This window comes from Lentzea albida, from assembly GCF_900111005.1.
Lineage (GTDB): Bacteria > Actinomycetota > Actinomycetes > Mycobacteriales > Pseudonocardiaceae > Lentzea > Lentzea albida.
The window spans coordinates 72216-89822 of record NZ_FOFV01000014.1 but is presented as its reverse complement, the minus strand read 5'-3'; the positions used below and the strand labels follow the sequence as shown (position 1 = coordinate 89822).

The following is a 17607-nucleotide window of genomic DNA, read 5'->3' as shown; positions in this document are numbered from 1 at the left end:
AGTCAGCTCACGTACCCGCTGGTGCCGTTTGCTACCTTGGGGGATTTCTGAGATGTCGCAGGAAGCTGAAGTGGACGGCGGCTGCCTTCCCGACCTGCTGCGCAAGCAGGTGGAGGAACACCCCGATCGCACAGCCGTCGTCTTCGGCGAGGAAAGCATCACCTACGGCGAGCTCTTCGAACAGAGTTCCGCGCTGGCGACACACCTCCGCCGGCTCGGGATCAGCGAGGACGACTGCGTCGGCATCTTCGTCGAACCCTCGCTCGACCTCGTCGTCGGCGCGTGGGGGATCCTCTGCGGCGGTGGCGCCTACCTGCCGCTGAGCCCGGAGTACCCCGAGGAACGCCTCCGGTACATGATCGAGGACTCGCGCACGAAGGTCGTCGTGACGCAGCCCGCGCTCAAGCAGCGCCTGACGGAGCTCGCGCCCGCCACGACGCGGGTCGTCACCCTCGCCGACTGCGACGAGGCGTTCGACGACGGCTTCTCCCCCGCGCACGACAGCCTGGCGTACATCATCTACACCTCGGGCAGCACCGGCCGGCCCAAGGGCGTGATGATCGAGCACCGCAGCATCGTCAACCAGATGCAGTGGCTGCACGACTTCCACGCCATCGACGACACCAAGCGCGTGGTCCAGAAGACGCCGATGAGCTTCGACGCGGCGCAGTGGGAGATCCTCGCGCCCGCGGTCGGCAGCACGGTGGTGATGGGCCGTCCCGGCATCTACCGCGACCCGGAGATGCTGATCGAGACGATGCGCGAGCACGGCGTGACGACGTTGCAGTGCGTGCCGACACTGCTCCAGGCGTTGATCGACACCGAGGAGTTCGGCACGGTCACGTCGCTGGAGCAGGTCTTCAGCGGCGGCGAGGCGTTGTCGCGCACGCTGGCGCAGGCGTTCGTCGCGGAGATGCCCGGTGTCGCGCTCATCAACGTCTACGGGCCGACGGAGACGACGATCAACTCGTCGTCGCACGTGGTCGACCCCGACGAACTGGCCGAGGCCCCGAAGTCCATCTCCATCGGCCTTCCTGTCGCGGGCACGACCTACCTGGTGCTCGACGAGAACCGGGACGTGGTCACGCCCGGCGAGATCGGGGAGCTGTACATCGGCGGCGTCCAGGTCGCCCGCGGGTACCTGCACCAGCCCGAGCTGACGCGGGAACGCTTCGTGGACGGCATGTTCCGCACCGGCGACCTGGTGACGCAGAACCTCGACGGCACCGTGCAGTTCGCCGGGCGCGCCGACAGCCAGGTCAAGCTGCGCGGCTACCGCGTCGAGCTGGACGAGATCCGGCTGGCGATCGAGACCCACGACTGGGTGCGCAACGCCGCGGTGATCGTGAAGGAGGACCAGCGCACCGGGTTCCAGAACCTGATCGCGTGCGTCGAGCTGAACCCCAAGGAAGCCGCCCTGATGGACCAGGGCAACGCCGGCTCGCACCACCAGTCGAAGGCCAGCCGCCTGCAGGTCCGCGCGCAGCTCTCGAACCCCGGCGTGCGCGACGACCTCGGCGGGCGGCACACGGTCGACCTGCCCGGCGAGGAAGCGTCCTGCCTGCAACGCAAAGTCGTGTTCTCGCGCAAGTCCTACCGCTTCTACGAGGGCGGCCAGGTCACCGACGACGACCTGCGGCGGTTGCTGGAGCGCAAGCCCTCCGGTGCCGGTTCGAAGGCGCCGGAGAAGGTCGACGTCCTGGAGCTGGGCGAGATCCTGCGCTACTTCGGCGCGCACTTCAGCGACCAGCGCCTGCTGCCGAAGTACGGGTACGCCTCGCCGGGTTCGCTCTACGCGACCCAGCTCTACCTGGAACTGCACCACGTCGCGAACCTGCCGGCCGGGCTGTACTACTACCACCCGCTGCGCCACCAGCTCGTGCTGATCGCGCCGGTCGCCGAAAGCGTTGGGACGCAGGCGAAGTTCCACTTCATCGGACGCAAGGCCGCCATCGAGTCGGTGTACCTCAACAACATCCTCGAGGTGCTCGAGATCGAGACCGGCCACATGGTCGGGCTCTTCGAGGAGGTCCTGCCGGGCTACGGCCTCGACGTCCGGGCCGCCGCGCACACGCCGGAGACCAAGGAGCTGCTGGAGGTCTCCGACGAGGACTACTACCTCGGCACGTTCGAGCTGTGCGCGTACACCGGTGTCCACGAGGACGACGTCGACCTCTACGTCCAGACGCACCCCGGCCGCGTCGCGAACCTGCCCGGCGGCCAGTACCGGTACTCGGACGGCGAGTTCGAGCGCGTGTCGGACGAACTGGTGCTGCGCAAGCACGTCATCGCCATCAACCAGGCGGTCTACGAGCGGGCGAGCTTCGGCGTCACCGCGATCAGCAGGTCCGCGGAGGACTGGCGGCGCTACGTCGACCTCGGCCGGACCATGCACCGGTTGTCCGCCAACGACGTCGACCTCGGGTTCATGTCGTCGGGCTACAGCTCGAAGTCGGACAACGACCTGCCCTCGGCCCGGCGCATCAACGGCATCCTGACCGACATCGGCGAGGAACCCGGACCGTCGTACTTCTTCCTGGGCGGCAAGGTCTCCTACGCCCAGCGCCGCAGCCCCGGCATGAAGGAGGACGTCGTCCACATGAAGGGACCGGCCGAGCTGATCCGCGACGACCTGGTCAACTTCCTGCCGGACTACATGATCCCGAACAAGGTCGTGGTCCTCGACGCGCTGCCGGTCACCGCGAACGGCAAGATCGACGTCAAGGCCCTGGAGGCGTCGGACAAGACCGACGCCGACGACCAGGACCGGCCGTTCGTCGCGCCGCGCACCATCACCGAACGCCGCATCAGCGAGATGTGGAAGAAGCTGATGAAGCGCGAGACCGTCTCGACGCACGACGACTTCTTCGAGACCGGCGGCAACTCGCTGATCGCGGTCGGCCTGGTCAACCGCATCAACAAGGAGTTCGGCAGCAGCCTGCCGTTGCAGGTCCTGTTCGAGTCGCCGACGATCGAGCAGCTGTCGCGCCGGGTCGACGGCCTGCACGAGGGTCCGGTCTCCCGCCTCGTCCCGTTGCAGGCGAACGGGGACGGACCGCCGGTGTTCTGCTGGCCCGGTCTCGGCGGCTACCCGATGAACCTGCGCACGCTCGCCAGCCGGTCGGAGCGCCCGTTCTACGGCGTGCAGGCGCACGGCATCAACGAGGGCGAGACGCCGTACAGCACGATCCGCGAGATGGCCGCCAACGACATCGAGGCGATCAGGAAGGTCCAGCCGGAGGGCCCGTACACGCTGTGGGGCTACTCCTTCGGCGCGCGGGTCGCGTTCGAGACGGCCTACCAGCTGGAGCAGGCGGGCGAGGAGGTCGCGACCCTCCACCTGATCGCGCCGGGATCACCGGAGGTCCGGTCGGAGCGCGACAGCGACGAGGCGTCCTTCGGCAACAGGGCGTTCGTGACGATCCTGTTCTCGGTCTTCGCGGGCAGCATCACCGACCCGCGCCTCGCCCGCTGCCTGGAGGTCTCGAAGGACGAGTACACGTTCTCCGGCTTCATCAGCGGCGAGTTCCCCGACCTCGACCGCGAGCTGGTCCGCCGCATCACGAAGATCGTCACCGAGACGTTCTCCTTCAAGTACACGTTCAGCGAGCTGGCCGAGCGCACGATCTCCGCGCCGCTCACCATCTTCAAGGCGCGGGGCGACGACTACTCGTTCATCGAGGGCAGCGAGGGCTTCTCCGCCGACGGCCCGGTCGTCGTCGAGCTCGAGGCCGACCACTACAGCCTGCTGCGCGAGCCCGACGTCGACGAGCTGCTCACGTCGATGCGGCGCCGCGCCGCGGTGCGCCAGGAGGCCGACCGCGTGCCGGTGGTGCTGTCCGCCGACCAGATGGCCGAACTGATCGCGGCCGTCACCAAAGCCGTCACCCTCGCCATCACGGGAGGCCAGTCGTGAGGAGTCCGGCATGCCGCACGTGAACATCAAGCACTTCCCTGCCCCGCTCAACGAAGAGCAGGCGTCCGAGCTGGTCGCGGCCATCACCGGGGCGGTGACGCGCGCGTTCGGCTGTGACGAGGGCGTCGTGTCCATCGCGCTGGAACCCGTCGACCCGCAGGCGTGGCAGGACCAGGTCTACGCGCCGGAGATCGTGGAACGCAAGGAACTCCTGCGCAAGACCCCGACCTACTGAGGTGCCGATGCGCATTCCGCTGGTGTACTGCGAGGAAGTGGCCGAGGCGGTCACGGCGGGCCAGCCCGTCGTGGCGCTCCCGTCGGGCGTGATCACCCGCGGCCCGGACGGTGCCGAGACCGCGCGCCGGGCCGAGGACGCGATCCGGGCGAGCGGGTCGGTGCCGGCCACGATCGGTGTCGACAAGGGACGGATCCTCGTCGGCCTCTCGGACGTCGACCTCGACAGGTTCGCCTCCGCGCGGGCGGTTCCGGTCGTCGGCGGCCGGGACCTCCCGGTCGTGCTGGCCCACGGGACGCCGGCCGCGACGACCGTCTCGTCGTCGGTGGTCGCGGCCGCGCTCGCGGGGCTGAAGTTCGTGTCCTCGGCCACGATCGGCGCGGACCTCGTGCACCTCACGCGGTCCGGGGTCGTGGTGGTCTGCGCGGGCGCGGAGAACGATCCCCGTGCCGCGCTGGAGTTCCTGGAGTCGCAGGGCGTTCCGGTCGTGGCCTACCGGTCCGACGACTTCCCGGGCCACCTCCGCGTCTCCAGCGGACTGCGCAGCCCGCACCGCGTCGACGACCTCCGGGTGCTGGTCAGGGCCGTCGAGGCGCACTGGGCCCTCGGCAACCGCGGCTCGTTCGTCGTCACCACCCCGACCAAGGCCTCGGACGAGGTCGACGGCACCGAGGACACCTCCACGTTCTCCAAGGAGGACGCCGCGGTGCTGGTCACCGTCGCCGAGGTCGCGGGAGAGCTGGCCGCCGCCCACGCGAAGGAGTTCTCCGGATGAGACGGTGCGCGATCTTCGACCTCGACGGCACGCTCGTCGACACCCCGCGCGGGATCGTCACGACGTTCGCCGCCGTGTTCGCCCAGCTCGACCTGCCCACCGCGGACTCCCCGACGATCCGCGGCACGATCGGCCTCGGCCTGCCGGCCGCGTTCGCGAAGGTCCTCGGCGTGCCCGAGGACGAGCCGGTGGTGTCCCGGTGCGTCGACCTCTACCGGCCGACGTTCCGCAAGATCGTGCTGCCGGTGGCGACCGGGCTCGTGTTCCCCGGCGTGTACGACGGGCTGAGGTCGTTGCGGGACAACGGCTTCCTGCTCGCCGTGGCGACGAACAGGTTCATCGCGCCCGCCGAGGAGCTGCTCACGGCGGCCGGCCTGCGCGACGAGTTCTCCGTCGTCGTCGGGGCGGACGAGGTCGCGCACCCGAAGCCCGACCCCGGTGCCGGTCTGCTCGTGCTGGACCGGCTCGGGGTGGCGCCGCGCAACGCCGTGATGGTCGGCGACACGACGTACGACATCGACATGGCGCACGGTGCCGGGATGTCGTCCGTCGCTGTCACCTACGGGGTGCACGGCGTCGACCAGCTGCTCAGCGCGGAACCCACCTGCCTCGCCGGTTCGTTCGGCGAGGCGGTGGCCGCCGTTCAGCGCACGACTTCGTAGACCAGCTTCTGGATGCCGTTCGAGTACGACTCGCTCTCGACGACCTTCAGCAGCTGCTTGTCCTTGTCGGTCTCGCTGAACAGCCGCTTGCCCGCGCCGAGCAGCACCGGGAACACCAGCAGGTGGTAGCGGTCGATCAGGCCCGCGTCGGAGAGGTTGCGGTTCAGCGTCGCGCTGCCGTGGATGGAGATCGGGCCGCCCTCGGTCTCCTTCAGCGCGGCCACGTCGTCGAGCGACCGCAGGATCGTGATGTCGCCCCAGTTGTCGACCAGCTGGTCTTCCTCCAGCGTGCTGGAGACGACGAACTTCGGCATCACGTTGTACTGCGGGAAGTAGTCGAGCGTCGGCCACACCGGGGAGAACGCCTCGTAGCTGACCCGGCCCATCATCATCGCCGTGGCCTCCTCCTGCTCACGGCCCTTGATCTCGTAGGCGGCCTCGTCGAACTCGATGTCCTTGAAGGTCCAGCCGGAGCTGCGGTGGCCGGGCTCGCCACCGGGTGCCTCGACGACGCCGTCGAGGGAGACGAAAGCGGTGGCGATGAGGGTGCGCATCTGGTTCTCCTTGGTGTTCGCGCTTGCTGTCATCAATGCGTCGAACGGGAGATGGCGGGAATCGACATCTCGCGCCAGGAGATTTTCCGGCATGGGTCTCGGCGGCGCCGAACACCCCTCCGAGTTCGGCGCCGCCGGCTGATCGTGGAGTCTTCCCGCTGCTCAGGACCCTCACATGGGGGTGGAGCCCCCAATTGACGGGCGGGCGTGGCTGATCAGGTCGGCACGGGTCCGGCGTCCAGTGCGGGCCTTGAGGCTCGCGACGTGGCGTTCGACCGTCCGCGGGGACAGGAAGAGCCGCTCGGCGATCTCGGCGTTGCCGAACCGTTCGACGACCAGGCACAGCACCTCGTACTCGCGGACGGTGACGCCCGCTTTGCGCAGCGCTGCGGGCACGGTCTCGTGGTCGCGGCGGCGGCGTTGCTTCGGTGCGCCCGCCTCGCGCAGCACCGCCCGGCACGCGGCGGCGACGGCGGGCACGCCGAGCTGGTGGAAGTACTCCTCGGCCTCGCCCAGCCACTCCAGCGGCTCGCCCCAGCCGTCCGCCAGCGCCCGCGGGCCGGCCAGCCGCAGGCCCAGGTACCGGGGCAGACCGAGGCCCTTGCTCAGGTCGAGTGCCTCGGCCGCGGCGGCGTTCGCCTCGGCCGTGCGGCCCTCGCGGCCCAGCAGGATCGCGCGGCTCCACGCGAAGTACGTGCGGTGCAGCTGGACCTGCGAGAGGTGCGACTCGGCGAGCCGGTCGAACTCGGGTCGACCGGCGAGGCCGAGCGCGACCCGGACCAGCAGCCGCGGCCCCTGGTAGAAGGTGCCGCGGAGGATGCGCGGTTCCACGACGGCCTTCTCCACCTCGTCGAACTCGGCCAGCGCCCGGTCGTACCGCTCCTCCATCAGCGCGCAGACCGCCGAGCTGTACGACCAGATCTCCTCGGACTCCCCGTGGTCGCGCAGCCGCGCCAGCGCCCGGTCGGTCGCCCTCCTGTCGCCGTGCACGGCCGCGATGCCCGCCTCGATCGCGACGGCGAGACCCCCGAGGGCGTGCAGCCCCAGCTTCCCGGCCGCCTCCCCCGCGCTCGCGCCGTGCCACGCGGACTTCTCGTACTCACCGCGGACCAGGTACGTGGCGCCCAGATGCAGGTCGGCGGCGATCAGGATGACGATCGCGCCGGTGTCGAGCGCGGCCTGCCGGGCGGCGAGCAGGGTGCCGACGCCGGTCGTCAGGTACTTGTCGGTGATGCCCAGCTCCAGCAACGCCCGCAGCCGCCACGCCGCGAGCCCGTGCTGCTCGGCCGTCCGGAGCCAGCGCTGGACGTGCTGGCGCGCCTCGGCCAGGTCCTGCCCCCGCGTGCAGCGGGTGAGCACCTCGAGGGCCTCGCAGACGATCTCCGGGGTGCCCGTGGCGGCGGCGCGCTCGGCCAGGGCGCGGGCCTTGGGCAGCAGGTCGAGCTGGTTGAGGCCGAGCAGCAGCGCGGCCTTGACGACGTCGACGGCCGGCGAGGTCTCCCCGGCCGTCTCCAGCAGGTCGAGACCTCGTTCCCACTGACCGGCGACGGCGGCGACCCTGGCCTGCGCGAGCCGGACGGCGCCGCGGCGCCGAGGCTCGGCGTGCGACTCGGTCAGCGACTGCTGCAGTCGTTCTCCCAGCGCGAAGGCCCTCGCCCCGTTGTCGGCGGGGACCACGACCGCGGCCAGCGGCAGCACGGCGGCGAGCGCGTCGAGCAGGTCCGCGGCGAGGTCCGGTTCGTCCGTCAGCGCCTGCCCGCGTTCGAGCAGTTCGACGGCGATGCCGAACCGGCCGAGCGCCCCCGCGTGCCGTCCGGCCCGCACCAGGCACCGCACGGCCTTCGCGGTCTCACCGCCCGCCTCCCACAGCTCCGCGACGAGCTCCGGTTCGCCGGGCCGCAAAGCCTCCGCGGCCTCGGCGGCTCTGCGGGCGAGCGCCGCCCGCGCGGTCGGCGTCATCCGCCCCGTGATCGCGTCGGCGGTCAGCGCGTGCCGGAACTGGTGGCCGTGCAGGAGCTGCGCGCGCTCGGCCTCCAGCACCGCCTCCGACACGTCCGCGCTGTCCACGACGGCAGCGACGACGTCGAGCGGGAACGTCCGGCCGAAGAGCGCGGCGGCCTCCAGCACCGCCCTGCTCCCAGGTCCGAGCGCGTCGACCCGCTGGAGCGTGGCCGCCGCGACTGTCGGGGGCACGGCCCGCAGGTCGCCGTCGAGCAGCTCCTCCACGACGAACGGCACTCCGTCCGAGACCGCGACCAGCTGCCGCACCACGTCGTCCGGCACCGGTTCGCCCAGGCAGTGGCGGGCGAGCTCGGCGACCTCGGCGGCGCCCAGCCCGGTGAGCCGCAGCGTCGTGGCGGTGCGCCGCGCGGTGGCCGCGTCCACGAGTCGTTGCGCGCCTTCGGGATGCGGCCGCGTCGTGGCGAGCAACAGCACCGGCGCGTCCGCGAGGTTGTCGAGCAGGTAGTCGACGACGGCCAGCGTCTCGTCATCCGCCTCGTGCAGATCTTCCAGCAGCAGAACGGTCTTCTCCGCCGTGAGCAACCGCAGCACCGCCTCGGCCCTGACGACCGCCGGGTCCGGCACGCCCGCGGGCGCGTCCGGCGTCATCCGCAGCAGCACGGGCAGGTACGCGCCGAGCTGCGTCTCGTCCGGTGCCCCGCCTCTGCGGAACGCTGACAGGACCGCCTCGCACAAGGCCCTGAGCGGCACCGCGCGGCTCGCGCGCCCCTTCAGCACCCGCAACCCGCGTCGCGACGCGTGCCCGGCGGTCTCGGACGCCAGCCGCGACTTGCCGATCCCGGGTTCCCCCACCAGGAACACCGCGCCGCCACGACCGTGCTCGGCCCTCGTGACCGCCGCCCGCAGTGCGGAGGTCTCCTCCGCGCGACCGACCAGCACCGGGGACTGCATGGCGCCCGAGGGTACTCGTGGACCAGCCGGTCAGGAATCGAGAAGCGGCGCAGGGCACCCGGTCCTACCGTGGTCCTCACCACCATCCAGGGAGGACAGAGAAATGGCCGGTAGCAAGGGAATCCGCCAGTTCCACCGCGTCGTGAGCATGGTCTTCATGGCCACCGTGGTGTTCACCGCGGTCGCGCTCACCGTGAACGCCGAGGCGGTGTGGGTGTCGTACGTGCCGCTGCTGCCGCTGTTCGTCCTGATGGGAACGGGCGTCTACATGTGGTTCCTGCCGCAGATCGCCCGCCGCCGGGCCCGCAGGGCCTAGCCGTCGAGCCGGTTCTCCAGCTGCGTGAGGGTGGCCTCCAGCGCCACTCCGTACACCGCGATCCGGCACGCCAGCCGCCACAGCGTCGCCTCCGACGGCGCCACGGCCAGGCCGATCACCAGCTCCCGCACGAGCCGCCGGGTCTGCGCGACGAGCACCCCGACGCTCTCGGTGATCTCCCCGAACGCCGCCGACACCGACGCGAGCCCCCGGATCGCCTCGACGTTGTGGCCCATCAGCCGCACGTGCTCCTCGGCGCCGGTCCACGCGGGGACGTCGTGCTCCAGGAACGCCTCGAGCTCCTCGGCCATGGCCCGCTGCTCGGCCGCGATGTTGTACCAGGTCGTGGCGTGCGCGGCGATGACGTCGGGCAGCCCGGTGAGGTCGTCCAGCACCTCCCGCAACGGCCCGATCCGCTCCATCGCCGCCCGCGCCGAGTCCTCGACCGGCGCCACCAGCGACGGCACGGCGGCCTCGCGCACGGGATCCGGTTGCGGCCGCCGTACCCCGTAGAGGTCGTGCAGGCCGGCGACGATCAGCCGCAGGTTCTCCTCGACGTAGGAGACCAGCTCGTCCTGCCGGGCGTGCTTCTCCAGCACCGTGCCGATGATCCACCGGCACAGCCGCCCGTAGACGGTCTCGTCGCCCACGACGACCGCGCTGGCCTCGTGCACGGCCGCGAACCGCACGCGCACGGCCTCGACCTGGGCGGCGTGGCGGACGATCTGACCGGTCACTCGTCTCCCCCGGATAAGCGAACTCACCGCCAAAGTAGCTTGACCCTGCACCACGGTGCAGGGCGCATCGTGACCGGCATGACGCAAGATCCCGTAGCCCGCTGGGGCCGAGCCGGAGCCCTGTACGACTTCGTGGCGAGCATCTCGTTCGTCACGCCCTGGACCGCCGCACTCGCACTCGACCTGCTCGGCACACCCCACACGTCCCAGACACTCCTGTTCGCGACGCTGTTCGGCACGGTCGTGGTGATGTGGTCGATCGTCCGCTGGCTGCGCCCCCAGCCGTTGCTGATCGCCGCGGACACGGCCGGCCGCGCGCTGTTCAGCGTCTGGTTCACGTGGGCGCTGCTGCAGGGCCACACGCCCGCGCTGGCCGGGTTCCTCGTGCTGGAGCTGTTCTGGGGCGCGGCCCAGCTCCGCGCGTTGCTGCGGAGGTAGTTTCCGGTGGTGCGCATATCCGAACTGGCCCGCGCCGCCGGGGTGGGCATCAGCACCGTGCGGTTCTACGAACGCCGCGGCCTCGTCGTGCCCACCGCCCGCACCCACGGCGGCTACCGCCACTACGACCAGGAGGCGTTGCGGCGGTTGAGGTTCATCCGCCGCGCCGCCCGGCTCGGCTTCACGCTGACCGAGGTCGAGCAGCTCCTCAGCGCGTCCACCAAGCCCGACGTGGGCGACGTCGTCACCGGCAAGGTCGCCGAGATCGAACAGCGGATGCGCGACCTGGAGCGGGTGCGCCTCGCATTGCTCGACGTCGCCGAGAACGGCGTGCGGGAGCAGTGCCCGGTGGTCGCGGCGCTGAGCGACTGAGGTCAGCCGGTCAGCCGGTCAGCCGGTGGAGCCGCCGGGTCAGGTCGTCGAGGTCCCGGCGCAGGCGCTCGACCGAGCTCCACAGGGTGTCCACCCGGCCGGGCGGTTCCAGGTCCGCGGTGAGGATCCGCTGGTGCAGCAGGCGGAGCTCGGGCCCCGGATCGGCGCCGAGCTCGTCGGCCAGCCGCACGCGGACCTGGTCGTAGCGCATCAACGCGTCGGCCTGCCGGCCGCACCGGTACAGCGCCAGCACCAGCTGCCCGGCCAGCCGTTCGTCGAGCGGGAACGCGTCCGCCATCGCCTCCAGCTCGGCCGGCAGCCCCGCGTGCCGTCCTCGTGCGAGCAGCAGGTCGTTGCGGTCGAGCACGGCCGCGAACCGCCGCGCCTCCAACGCCGTCCGCAGCGCCGAGAACCACGGTGTGTCCACAGTGGAGAAGGGTTCGCCCCGCCACAGCCGCAGCGCCTCGCCGAGCACCGCCTCGTCCGGCGTCCGTTCCAGCAACGCGTGGAACCGGTGCAGGTCGACGGACATCGGGTCGGCGGTCAGCACGTACCCGCCCTGCCGCCCGGTGATCCGCACCCCCGGCAGCGCCTGCCGCAGCCGTGACACGTACCCGGCGGCCGCGTTGCGCGCCCGGTGCGGCACGTGCTCGCCCCACACCCGGTCGACGAGCGCGTCGACCGGCACCAGCCGGTTCACCTCCACCAGCAGCACCGCGAGCACGCACCGCTGCCGGGCGTGACCGACGTCCACGACCCGCCCGTCCACGCGGACCTCGACGTCGCCGAGCAGTCCGAACTCCACCGCCCCTGACCTGCCGATCACACGATCACCGAATCCCCGCCGAACACCGGGTGGGAAAGCTCCGCCGCGACAGATCGGTCGCAGGGACCCGATCAGAGCTTCGGAGGACACCATGACTTCTCTTCGCCGCATCAGCGCAGCGATCGCGCTGGCCGCCGCCGCGACGGCGTTCGCGGGCGCGGGGACCTCGTCCGCCGCCATCACCTACGACCTGCTGCGCAACTCCCACAGCGCCAAGTGCCTCGACGTCGCCGACGGCAGCCGCGACAACAAGACCGCGATCGTCCAGTACACCTGCGACGCGTCGAAGTCGCACCAGCAGTGGACGCTCGAGCAGGTCGGCGACGGCAGCGACGCCGTGCGGCTCAAGGTCGCGCACAGCGGCAAGTGCGTCGACATCTGGGACTCGAGCCAGGACCCGACCGCGGACGCCATCCAGTACACCTGCAGCGCCACCAAGTGGAACCAGCAGTTCCTCGTCGAGACGACCGCGACCGGCACGACGAAGTTCCGGGCCCGTCACAGCGGCCTCTGCCTCGAGATCGACGGCAGGAACTTCGACAACAAGTCCAAGCTGCACCAGAACACCTGCATCACCCACCGCGCCCAGGAGTTCACCATCGGCTGACCACCCCTCTGCTCGCGGGTCGTGTCTCGGGGCACGACCCGCGTTCCGGGCTCGTAGGCTGTCGGGCACCGGTGGCGAACGGGAGGTCGAGCGGTGGCGGAGACGGTGACGGGCCTGATGGCCGAACTGGCGGCACTGGACGACCCGAAAGCACGTGCGGTCAACGAGAAGCACGGCGACGACCACGGCGTGAACCTCGGCAAGCTCCGCGCGATCGCGAAGCGCCTCAAGACCCAGCAGGACCTGGCGCTCGAACTGTGGGCGACCGGCGACACCGCGGCCAGGCTGCTGGCGCTGCTGGTCTGCCGCCCCAAGGCGTTCTCCCACGACGAGCTGGACGCCATGCTGCGCGAGGCCGTGCGCCCCAAGGTGCACGACTGGCTCGTGAACTACGTGGTGAAGAAGAGCCCGCACGCCGAGGCCCTGCGCGTGCTGTGGTTCGACGACCCGGACCCGGTGGTCGCGAGCGCCGGCTGGGCCCTCACGATCGACCGCGTGGCGAAGAAGCCGGAGGGCCTCGACCTCGACGGTCTGCTCGACGTCATCGAGAAGGACATGAAGGACGCCCCGCCACGCCTGCAGTGGGCGCAGAACCACTGCCTGGCGCAGATCGGGATCGAGCACCCGGCGCTGCGGGCCCGCGCGCTGGAGATCGGCGAACGCCTGGAGGTCCTCAAGGACTACCCGACGCCGCCGAACTGCACGTCGCCGTTCGCGCCGATCTGGATCAACGAGATGGTGCGGCGCAAGGGTTAGAGCCAGCCGCGTTCCTTCGCGGTCCTCGCCGCCTCCGACCGGTTGCGCGCCCCCAGCTTCGCCATCGCCGTCGACAGGTAGTTGCGGACGGTCCCCTCCGCCAGGTTCAGCCGCACGGCGATGTCCGCGTTGCTCGCCCCGGTCTGGACCTCCTGCAACAGCTCGCGTTCCCGCGGGGTCAACGGATCCGCGCTGTCCCACGCGGCCATCGCGAGCTCCGGCGCCACCACGCGCTCACCGGCGTGCACGCGGCGCAACGCCGACACGAGCTCCGCGATCGGCGCGTCCTTCAGCACGTACCCCGCGACGCCGGCGTCCATTGCGCGCCGCAGGTACCCGCTGCGGGCGAACGTCGTGATGATCAGGACGCGGGTCCGCCCGCGCAGCTCCTGCGCCACGTCCAACCCCGTGCGGCCAGGCATCTCGATGTCGGTCAGCAGCACGTCCGGCCGGTGTTCCGCCACGGCCGCAAGGGCTTCGTCGCCGTCGCCCGCGGTCGCGACGACCGTCACGTCCGGCTGCAGGTCGAGCAGCTGGGCGAACGCGCCGCGCACCATCGCCTGGTCCTCCGCCAGCACGACCCTGATCACGTCGCCACCTCCAGCGGCACGGCGATCGTCACGGTGGTGCCCGCGGTGACCGTGCGCGCGACCACGCCGCCCAGTGCGGCGATCCGTTCCCGCATGCCCGTCAGGCCGTTGCCCTCCCTCGCGTGCCCGCCGACGCCGTCGTCGGCGATCACCAGCCGCAGTTCGCCGTCGCGGGCCTCGACGCCGATGTGACAGGTGCGAGCGCGGGCGTGCCGGGCCACGTTCGTCACGGCCTCGCGCAGCGCCAGCGCCAGTTCGTGCTCGGTGGAGCCGACGATCACCAGGTCCGGGTCCCGTCGCACGACCACCTCCACGCCCAGGCTCGCCAGCGCGCCGCGCGCCGCCTCCAGCTCGGTCTCGAGGGACGCGGTGCGCCACCCGGTGACGGCGTCGCGGATCTCCCCCAGCGCCGCGCGGGCCGTGCGTTCGATCTCCGCCGCCTCCGCTTGCGCCCGTGCGGGATCCGCGGCGACCAGCTGGGCGCGCACGATGATCGCGGTCAGCGTGTGGCCGAGCAGGTCGTGCAGGTCGCGGGCGATGCGCTCCCGTTCGGCGAGGGTGGCGAGGTGCTCGACCCGCGCGGTGCGGATGCGCAGCTCGGAGCCCTCGCGTTCGCGCTCGGCCCACTCGACCTGCACGAGGCCGACCACCCACAGGAAGATCAACGACGGCAGCAGCGCCCACACCCGGTACGGCATCTCGACCACCGACACGACGCCGAACACGCAGATCAGCGCGGACAGGCCGACGAACCACCTCATCGCCACCCGCCGCGACTCCGACAGGCCCGCGAACACCGCCGCGTAGACGAAGAGCACGGCGGCGCCGGCGTTGAACGGGGTCGCGAGCGCGCCGAGCACGACGGTCGGCACCAGGCTCCAGCGGCGGACGTGCTCAGGACGGCGCCACGACAGCATGTACATCGGGACGAAGGCCACCACCACGACGGCGACGAGCGCCCAGTCCACCCAGTCGGCGGCCGGGTCGAACACCGGCGCCCACACCAGGTTCCCCAGGTAGACCAGGTGGAACCAGCGGGAGACCCCCACGTTTCTCTTCATGACCGCGCATGACGATACGACACGGCCGCGAGCACCGCGGCCACGATCGCGAAACCCAGCAGCACGAGCACGTGGGTGAGCACGGGACCACCGGCGAGCTGCGCGCGGGCCAGTTCGGACAGGTGAAAGTTCGGCAGGAACACCGCCACGTCGCGGAAGAACGCGGGCATGATGTCGAGCGGCATCCACAGTCCCGACACGACGGACGTCGGGATGAGGACCGCGTTGAGCAGCGCCGCGCCCGCCCCCGCCCCGACCTGGAACCCGACCGCGAGGCTCAGCAGCGCGAACGGCAGCGCGCCCACCACCAGCACGACGAGCACCCGCAGCAACGCGGGCAGGGGCGCGTTCAACGCACCGGTCAGCGCCGCCGTCACCGTCATCGCGATGATCACCCCGGCCGCGTAGGGCAGTGACGCCACCACTTTCGCCGCCAGCGTCACGCCGATCGGCACCGCGGACACCTGCTTGGAGCGCAGCCAACCGCGTTCCCGATCGGACGCCACCCCGAGGCCGGGGTTCATCAGCACGACGGAGATGACACCGAACGCGCCGAACGTGGCGATCATCGTCGTGCCCGCGGACAGGCCGCCGTCGCCGAACTTCCCGAACAGCGACACGAACAGCGCGAAGAACGCCACCGGCATGACGATCGAGAAGAACAACGCGGCCGGTTCGCGGACGATACCCCTCAGCTCGTCCGCGACCTCGACACCGAAGACCCCCGCGCTCATGCCGCACCTCTCTCGATCAGACCCGCCACCGCTTCTTCCAGCCCGGCGCCCTCGACCCGAAGATCGGTGAGGCCGGGGTCCTCCGCGAGCAGCACCCGCAGCAACGCCTCCGGAGCGCGCGTGCCCAGGCGAACGTGCTCGCCGTCGGTGCGCAGCGACACAACGCCTGGCAGCGCTTGGAGGCGTTCCAAGCCCAACCCTGTCCGGGCGATCACCGTGCGGTCGGGCAGCCGCGCCACCAGTTCGTCCGGCGTGCCCCCGGCGAGCACGCGGCCGCGGTCGAGCACGACGACGCGATCGGCGACGGCCGACGACTCCTCGATGATGTGGGTGGTCAGCAGCACGCCGGTGCCGCGCTCGCGCCGCTCCGCGAGGATCTGCCAGAACCGCCTGCGGGCAGGCACGTCCAGGCCCGCGGTCGGTTCGTCCAGCACCAGCAGCCGCGGGTCGCCGACCAGCGCCATCGCGAGCTGCAGCCGTTGCTTCTGACCACCCGAGAGCTTCGACGCGCGCCGTCCCGCCAGCTCCGTCAGGTCGAGCTCCGCCATCACCGGCCCGGCCGCCGCACGGGGCTTGCCCGCGCGCACCGCGGCTCCCGTGACCAGCTCGGACACCTTCAACGTGTTCGGGAAGCCGAGCGCCTGCTGCACCACCCCGAGCCGCCGGCGGGTCGCCGCGACGCGCGGGTCCCCGCCGCACACGCGCACCTCGCCGTCTCCTGCCGGGAGCAGGCCGATCACCTGGTTCACCAGCGTCGTCTTGCCCGCGCCGTTCGGCCCGAGCAGCGCCACGCACTCCCCCGCGGCGACGTCGAGATCAACGCCGTCCAACGCCTGCGTGGCACCGTATTTGTGCCGTGCCCCTCGCACCTCCAGCACCGTTTCCATGCCCGGAAGCCTGGCCGGAACGGGCGCTCGTCAGTAGTGAAGCCCAGTCACGAGGTCCGGATGACAAATGTCATTCGGGCCGGACGGCCTGCGCCCTCGGGTACTTGCGGCCGGGCATCGGCGCGGGCGACCCGGTGAACGACACGGGCGTGCCCGCGAGCAGCAACGTCAGTCCCGACGGCAGCTCGTCGCGCGAGACGAACCACGACCCGCCGCGCGTGTCCGTGATGAACCCGTGCGCCTGCCCGGTCTTCCAGCTCGCCACGGTGCCCTTGCGACGACCGCGCGGCGCCCCCACCGGTGACGCCACCGCCTGCGACGACCGCACGAACGCGCGCCGCAACGGGTAGTCGGCCTGGTCGCCGGGCGCGAACAGCTCGTCGAAACCGGGCGTGAACGGCGTGGCGGCACGCAGCGGCGCGGCGGTGCGCGGAGTCCACGCGGGAGGCGCCTGCACGGTCCTGATGTCGACCACCGGCACGATCACGTGCACGCCCCGCGCCGTCAGCCGGGACGCCAGGGGCGCGAAGTCCGAGTCGCCGGTCAGCAGCACCACCCACTGCAGCGGCACCGTCATCGCCCTGTCCCACGCCTCCAGCGCGAGCTGGACGTCGACGCCCTTCTCCTTGCCGTTGTGCAGCGGCAGGTCGTGGCGCGTGATGCCGGCGGCGGCCAGGGCCCGGTCGAACGACTCGGCGGGCGTGTCGATGCGGCCGCGCACGTAGTGGGCCTCCGCGACCACGCACTCGTCGAGCGGACGGCCCGTCTCGGTGTGGACGTACCAGCGCACCGCGTCGTGCAGGCCGTCGAGGGCGATGCGCGCGCCTCGGGGGTGCGCGGTGGCGTAGAAATCGCTGAGGTAGGCGAACCACGTGCCGTCGTAGAACACTCCGATCCGGACGGTCTCACCCACCAGCCGAGATTACTACTTCCCCTCGAACGCCGAGTGACCAGGCGCTGCCGGTAACTCCAGGAGCTGGGCCGCGACGTCCAGGAACTCGCCGCCGCACTGCCACAGCGTCAGGTCCGGGTCCACGACGAACGGGTCCGCGGGGTCCGCGTCGGTCTCCCGCACGCGGTAGGCCAGGGCCTCGGTCTCCGACAGCGCGAGCACCGTCTCGTTGGTGCCACGCCACACCCGTCTGAACATCACGGCGTTGGTGCAGGTGAACCGGTCGTGCACGACGCTTCGCTTGAACCCGCGACGCAGCAACAACTTCATGCATTC

The 17607-nt window shown here is 71.3% G+C and carries 19 protein-coding genes; 9 read left to right on the top strand and 10 right to left on the bottom strand.

Annotated features, from left to right (window positions below; all coding sequences use genetic code 11):
- Positions 1 to 52: 52 nt before the first annotated feature.
- The 4 genes from BMY74_RS30005 to BMY74_RS29990 are packed head-to-tail and all read left to right on the top strand — an operon-like array spanning position 53 to position 5588.
- Positions 53 to 3916, top strand: coding sequence for an amino acid adenylation domain-containing protein (locus BMY74_RS30005; RefSeq protein ID WP_143091752.1), 3864 nt, complete (start codon positions 53 to 55; stop codon positions 3914 to 3916).
- Between the two features lie 10 nt (positions 3917 to 3926).
- Positions 3927 to 4151: a tautomerase family protein gene (locus tag BMY74_RS30000; RefSeq protein ID WP_089921852.1), complete on the top strand. Its 225-nt coding sequence runs from the start codon at positions 3927 to 3929 to the stop codon at positions 4149 to 4151.
- Between the two features lie 7 nt (positions 4152 to 4158).
- Positions 4159 to 4926 carry a pseudouridine-5'-phosphate glycosidase gene (locus BMY74_RS29995; RefSeq protein ID WP_089922017.1) on the top strand — a complete coding sequence of 256 codons (768 nt, stop codon included), beginning with the start codon at positions 4159 to 4161 and terminating at the stop codon, positions 4924 to 4926.
- A complete protein-coding gene (locus BMY74_RS29990) occupies positions 4923 to 5588 on the top strand; it encodes an HAD family hydrolase (protein WP_089921851.1) in 666 nt (221 codons plus the stop codon). Before BMY74_RS29995 ends, BMY74_RS29990 begins: the two co-directional genes overlap by 4 nt.
- On the opposite strand, the gene BMY74_RS29985 is transcribed toward BMY74_RS29990, so the two are convergent.
- Entirely contained in the window at positions 5570 to 6142 is a 573-nt protein-coding gene (locus BMY74_RS29985; RefSeq protein WP_089921850.1) for a dihydrofolate reductase family protein, read from the bottom strand. The genes BMY74_RS29990 and BMY74_RS29985 overlap by 19 nt on opposite strands.
- Positions 6143 to 6313: 171 nt before the next feature.
- The gene (locus tag BMY74_RS29980) at positions 6314 to 9055 is read right to left on the bottom strand and encodes an ATP-binding protein (protein WP_089921849.1); all 2742 of its coding nucleotides are present in this window, start codon (positions 9053 to 9055) and stop codon (positions 6314 to 6316) included.
- A gap of 103 nt (positions 9056 to 9158) precedes the next feature.
- Here BMY74_RS29980 and BMY74_RS29975 point away from each other — a divergent pair, with 103 nt between their 5' ends.
- On the top strand, positions 9159 to 9371 hold the full coding sequence (locus BMY74_RS29975) for a hypothetical protein (RefSeq protein WP_089921848.1): 213 nt from the start codon (positions 9159 to 9161) through the stop codon (positions 9369 to 9371).
- Here the strand turns inward: BMY74_RS29975 and BMY74_RS29970 are convergent.
- Positions 9368 to 10108, bottom strand: a complete 741-nt coding sequence (locus BMY74_RS29970) for a hypothetical protein (RefSeq protein ID WP_089921847.1) — start codon at positions 10106 to 10108, stop codon at positions 9368 to 9370. The genes BMY74_RS29975 and BMY74_RS29970 overlap by 4 nt on opposite strands.
- 78 nt (positions 10109 to 10186) lie before the next feature.
- On the opposite strand from BMY74_RS29970, the gene BMY74_RS29965 reads away from it, so the two are divergent.
- Entirely contained in the window at positions 10187 to 10546 is a 360-nt protein-coding gene (locus tag BMY74_RS29965; protein WP_089922016.1) for a hypothetical protein, read from the top strand.
- Between the two features lie 6 nt (positions 10547 to 10552).
- On the top strand, positions 10553 to 10918 hold the full coding sequence (locus BMY74_RS29960) for a MerR family transcriptional regulator (protein ID WP_089921846.1): 366 nt from the start codon (positions 10553 to 10555) through the stop codon (positions 10916 to 10918).
- A 10-nt stretch (positions 10919 to 10928) separates the two neighbouring features.
- On the opposite strand, the gene BMY74_RS29955 is transcribed toward BMY74_RS29960, so the two are convergent.
- Positions 10929 to 11723 carry an AfsR/SARP family transcriptional regulator gene (locus BMY74_RS29955; RefSeq protein WP_218159784.1) on the bottom strand — a complete coding sequence of 265 codons (795 nt, stop codon included), beginning with the start codon at positions 11721 to 11723 and terminating at the stop codon, positions 10929 to 10931.
- 112 nt (positions 11724 to 11835) lie between these two features.
- On the opposite strand from BMY74_RS29955, the gene BMY74_RS29950 reads away from it, so the two are divergent.
- Positions 11836 to 12351: an RICIN domain-containing protein gene (locus BMY74_RS29950; protein WP_089921844.1), complete on the top strand. Its 516-nt coding sequence runs from the start codon at positions 11836 to 11838 to the stop codon at positions 12349 to 12351.
- A gap of 117 nt (positions 12352 to 12468) precedes the next feature.
- Positions 12469 to 13107 carry a DNA alkylation repair protein gene (locus BMY74_RS29945; RefSeq protein WP_089922015.1) on the top strand — a complete coding sequence of 213 codons (639 nt, stop codon included), beginning with the start codon at positions 12469 to 12471 and terminating at the stop codon, positions 13105 to 13107.
- On the opposite strand, the gene BMY74_RS29940 is transcribed toward BMY74_RS29945, so the two are convergent.
- From BMY74_RS29940 to BMY74_RS29915, 6 genes are all read right to left on the bottom strand, one after another.
- Positions 13104 to 13697 (bottom strand): response regulator transcription factor, encoded by a 594-nt coding sequence (locus BMY74_RS29940; RefSeq protein WP_089921843.1) that lies wholly within the window; start codon positions 13695 to 13697, stop codon positions 13104 to 13106. The genes BMY74_RS29945 and BMY74_RS29940 overlap by 4 nt on opposite strands.
- The gene (locus tag BMY74_RS29935; RefSeq protein ID WP_089921842.1) at positions 13694 to 14758 is read right to left on the bottom strand and encodes a sensor histidine kinase; all 1065 of its coding nucleotides are present in this window, start codon (positions 14756 to 14758) and stop codon (positions 13694 to 13696) included. Before BMY74_RS29935 ends, BMY74_RS29940 begins: the two co-directional genes overlap by 4 nt.
- Positions 14755 to 15492, bottom strand: a complete 738-nt coding sequence (locus tag BMY74_RS29930; protein WP_089921841.1) for an ABC transporter permease — start codon at positions 15490 to 15492, stop codon at positions 14755 to 14757. The genes BMY74_RS29935 and BMY74_RS29930 overlap by 4 nt, the downstream gene beginning before the upstream one ends.
- Complete coding sequence (locus BMY74_RS29925) at positions 15489 to 16379, bottom strand: ABC transporter ATP-binding protein (RefSeq protein ID WP_089921840.1); 891 nt, start codon at positions 16377 to 16379, stop codon at positions 15489 to 15491. Before BMY74_RS29925 ends, BMY74_RS29930 begins: the two co-directional genes overlap by 4 nt.
- Positions 16380 to 16449: 70 nt before the next feature.
- A complete protein-coding gene (locus tag BMY74_RS29920; protein WP_089921839.1) occupies positions 16450 to 17292 on the bottom strand; it encodes an NYN domain-containing protein in 843 nt (280 codons plus the stop codon).
- Between the two features lie 12 nt (positions 17293 to 17304).
- Positions 17305 to 17601: a hypothetical protein gene (locus BMY74_RS29915; protein WP_143091751.1), complete on the bottom strand. Its 297-nt coding sequence runs from the start codon at positions 17599 to 17601 to the stop codon at positions 17305 to 17307.
- Between the last annotated feature and the right edge of the window lie 6 nt (positions 17602 to 17607).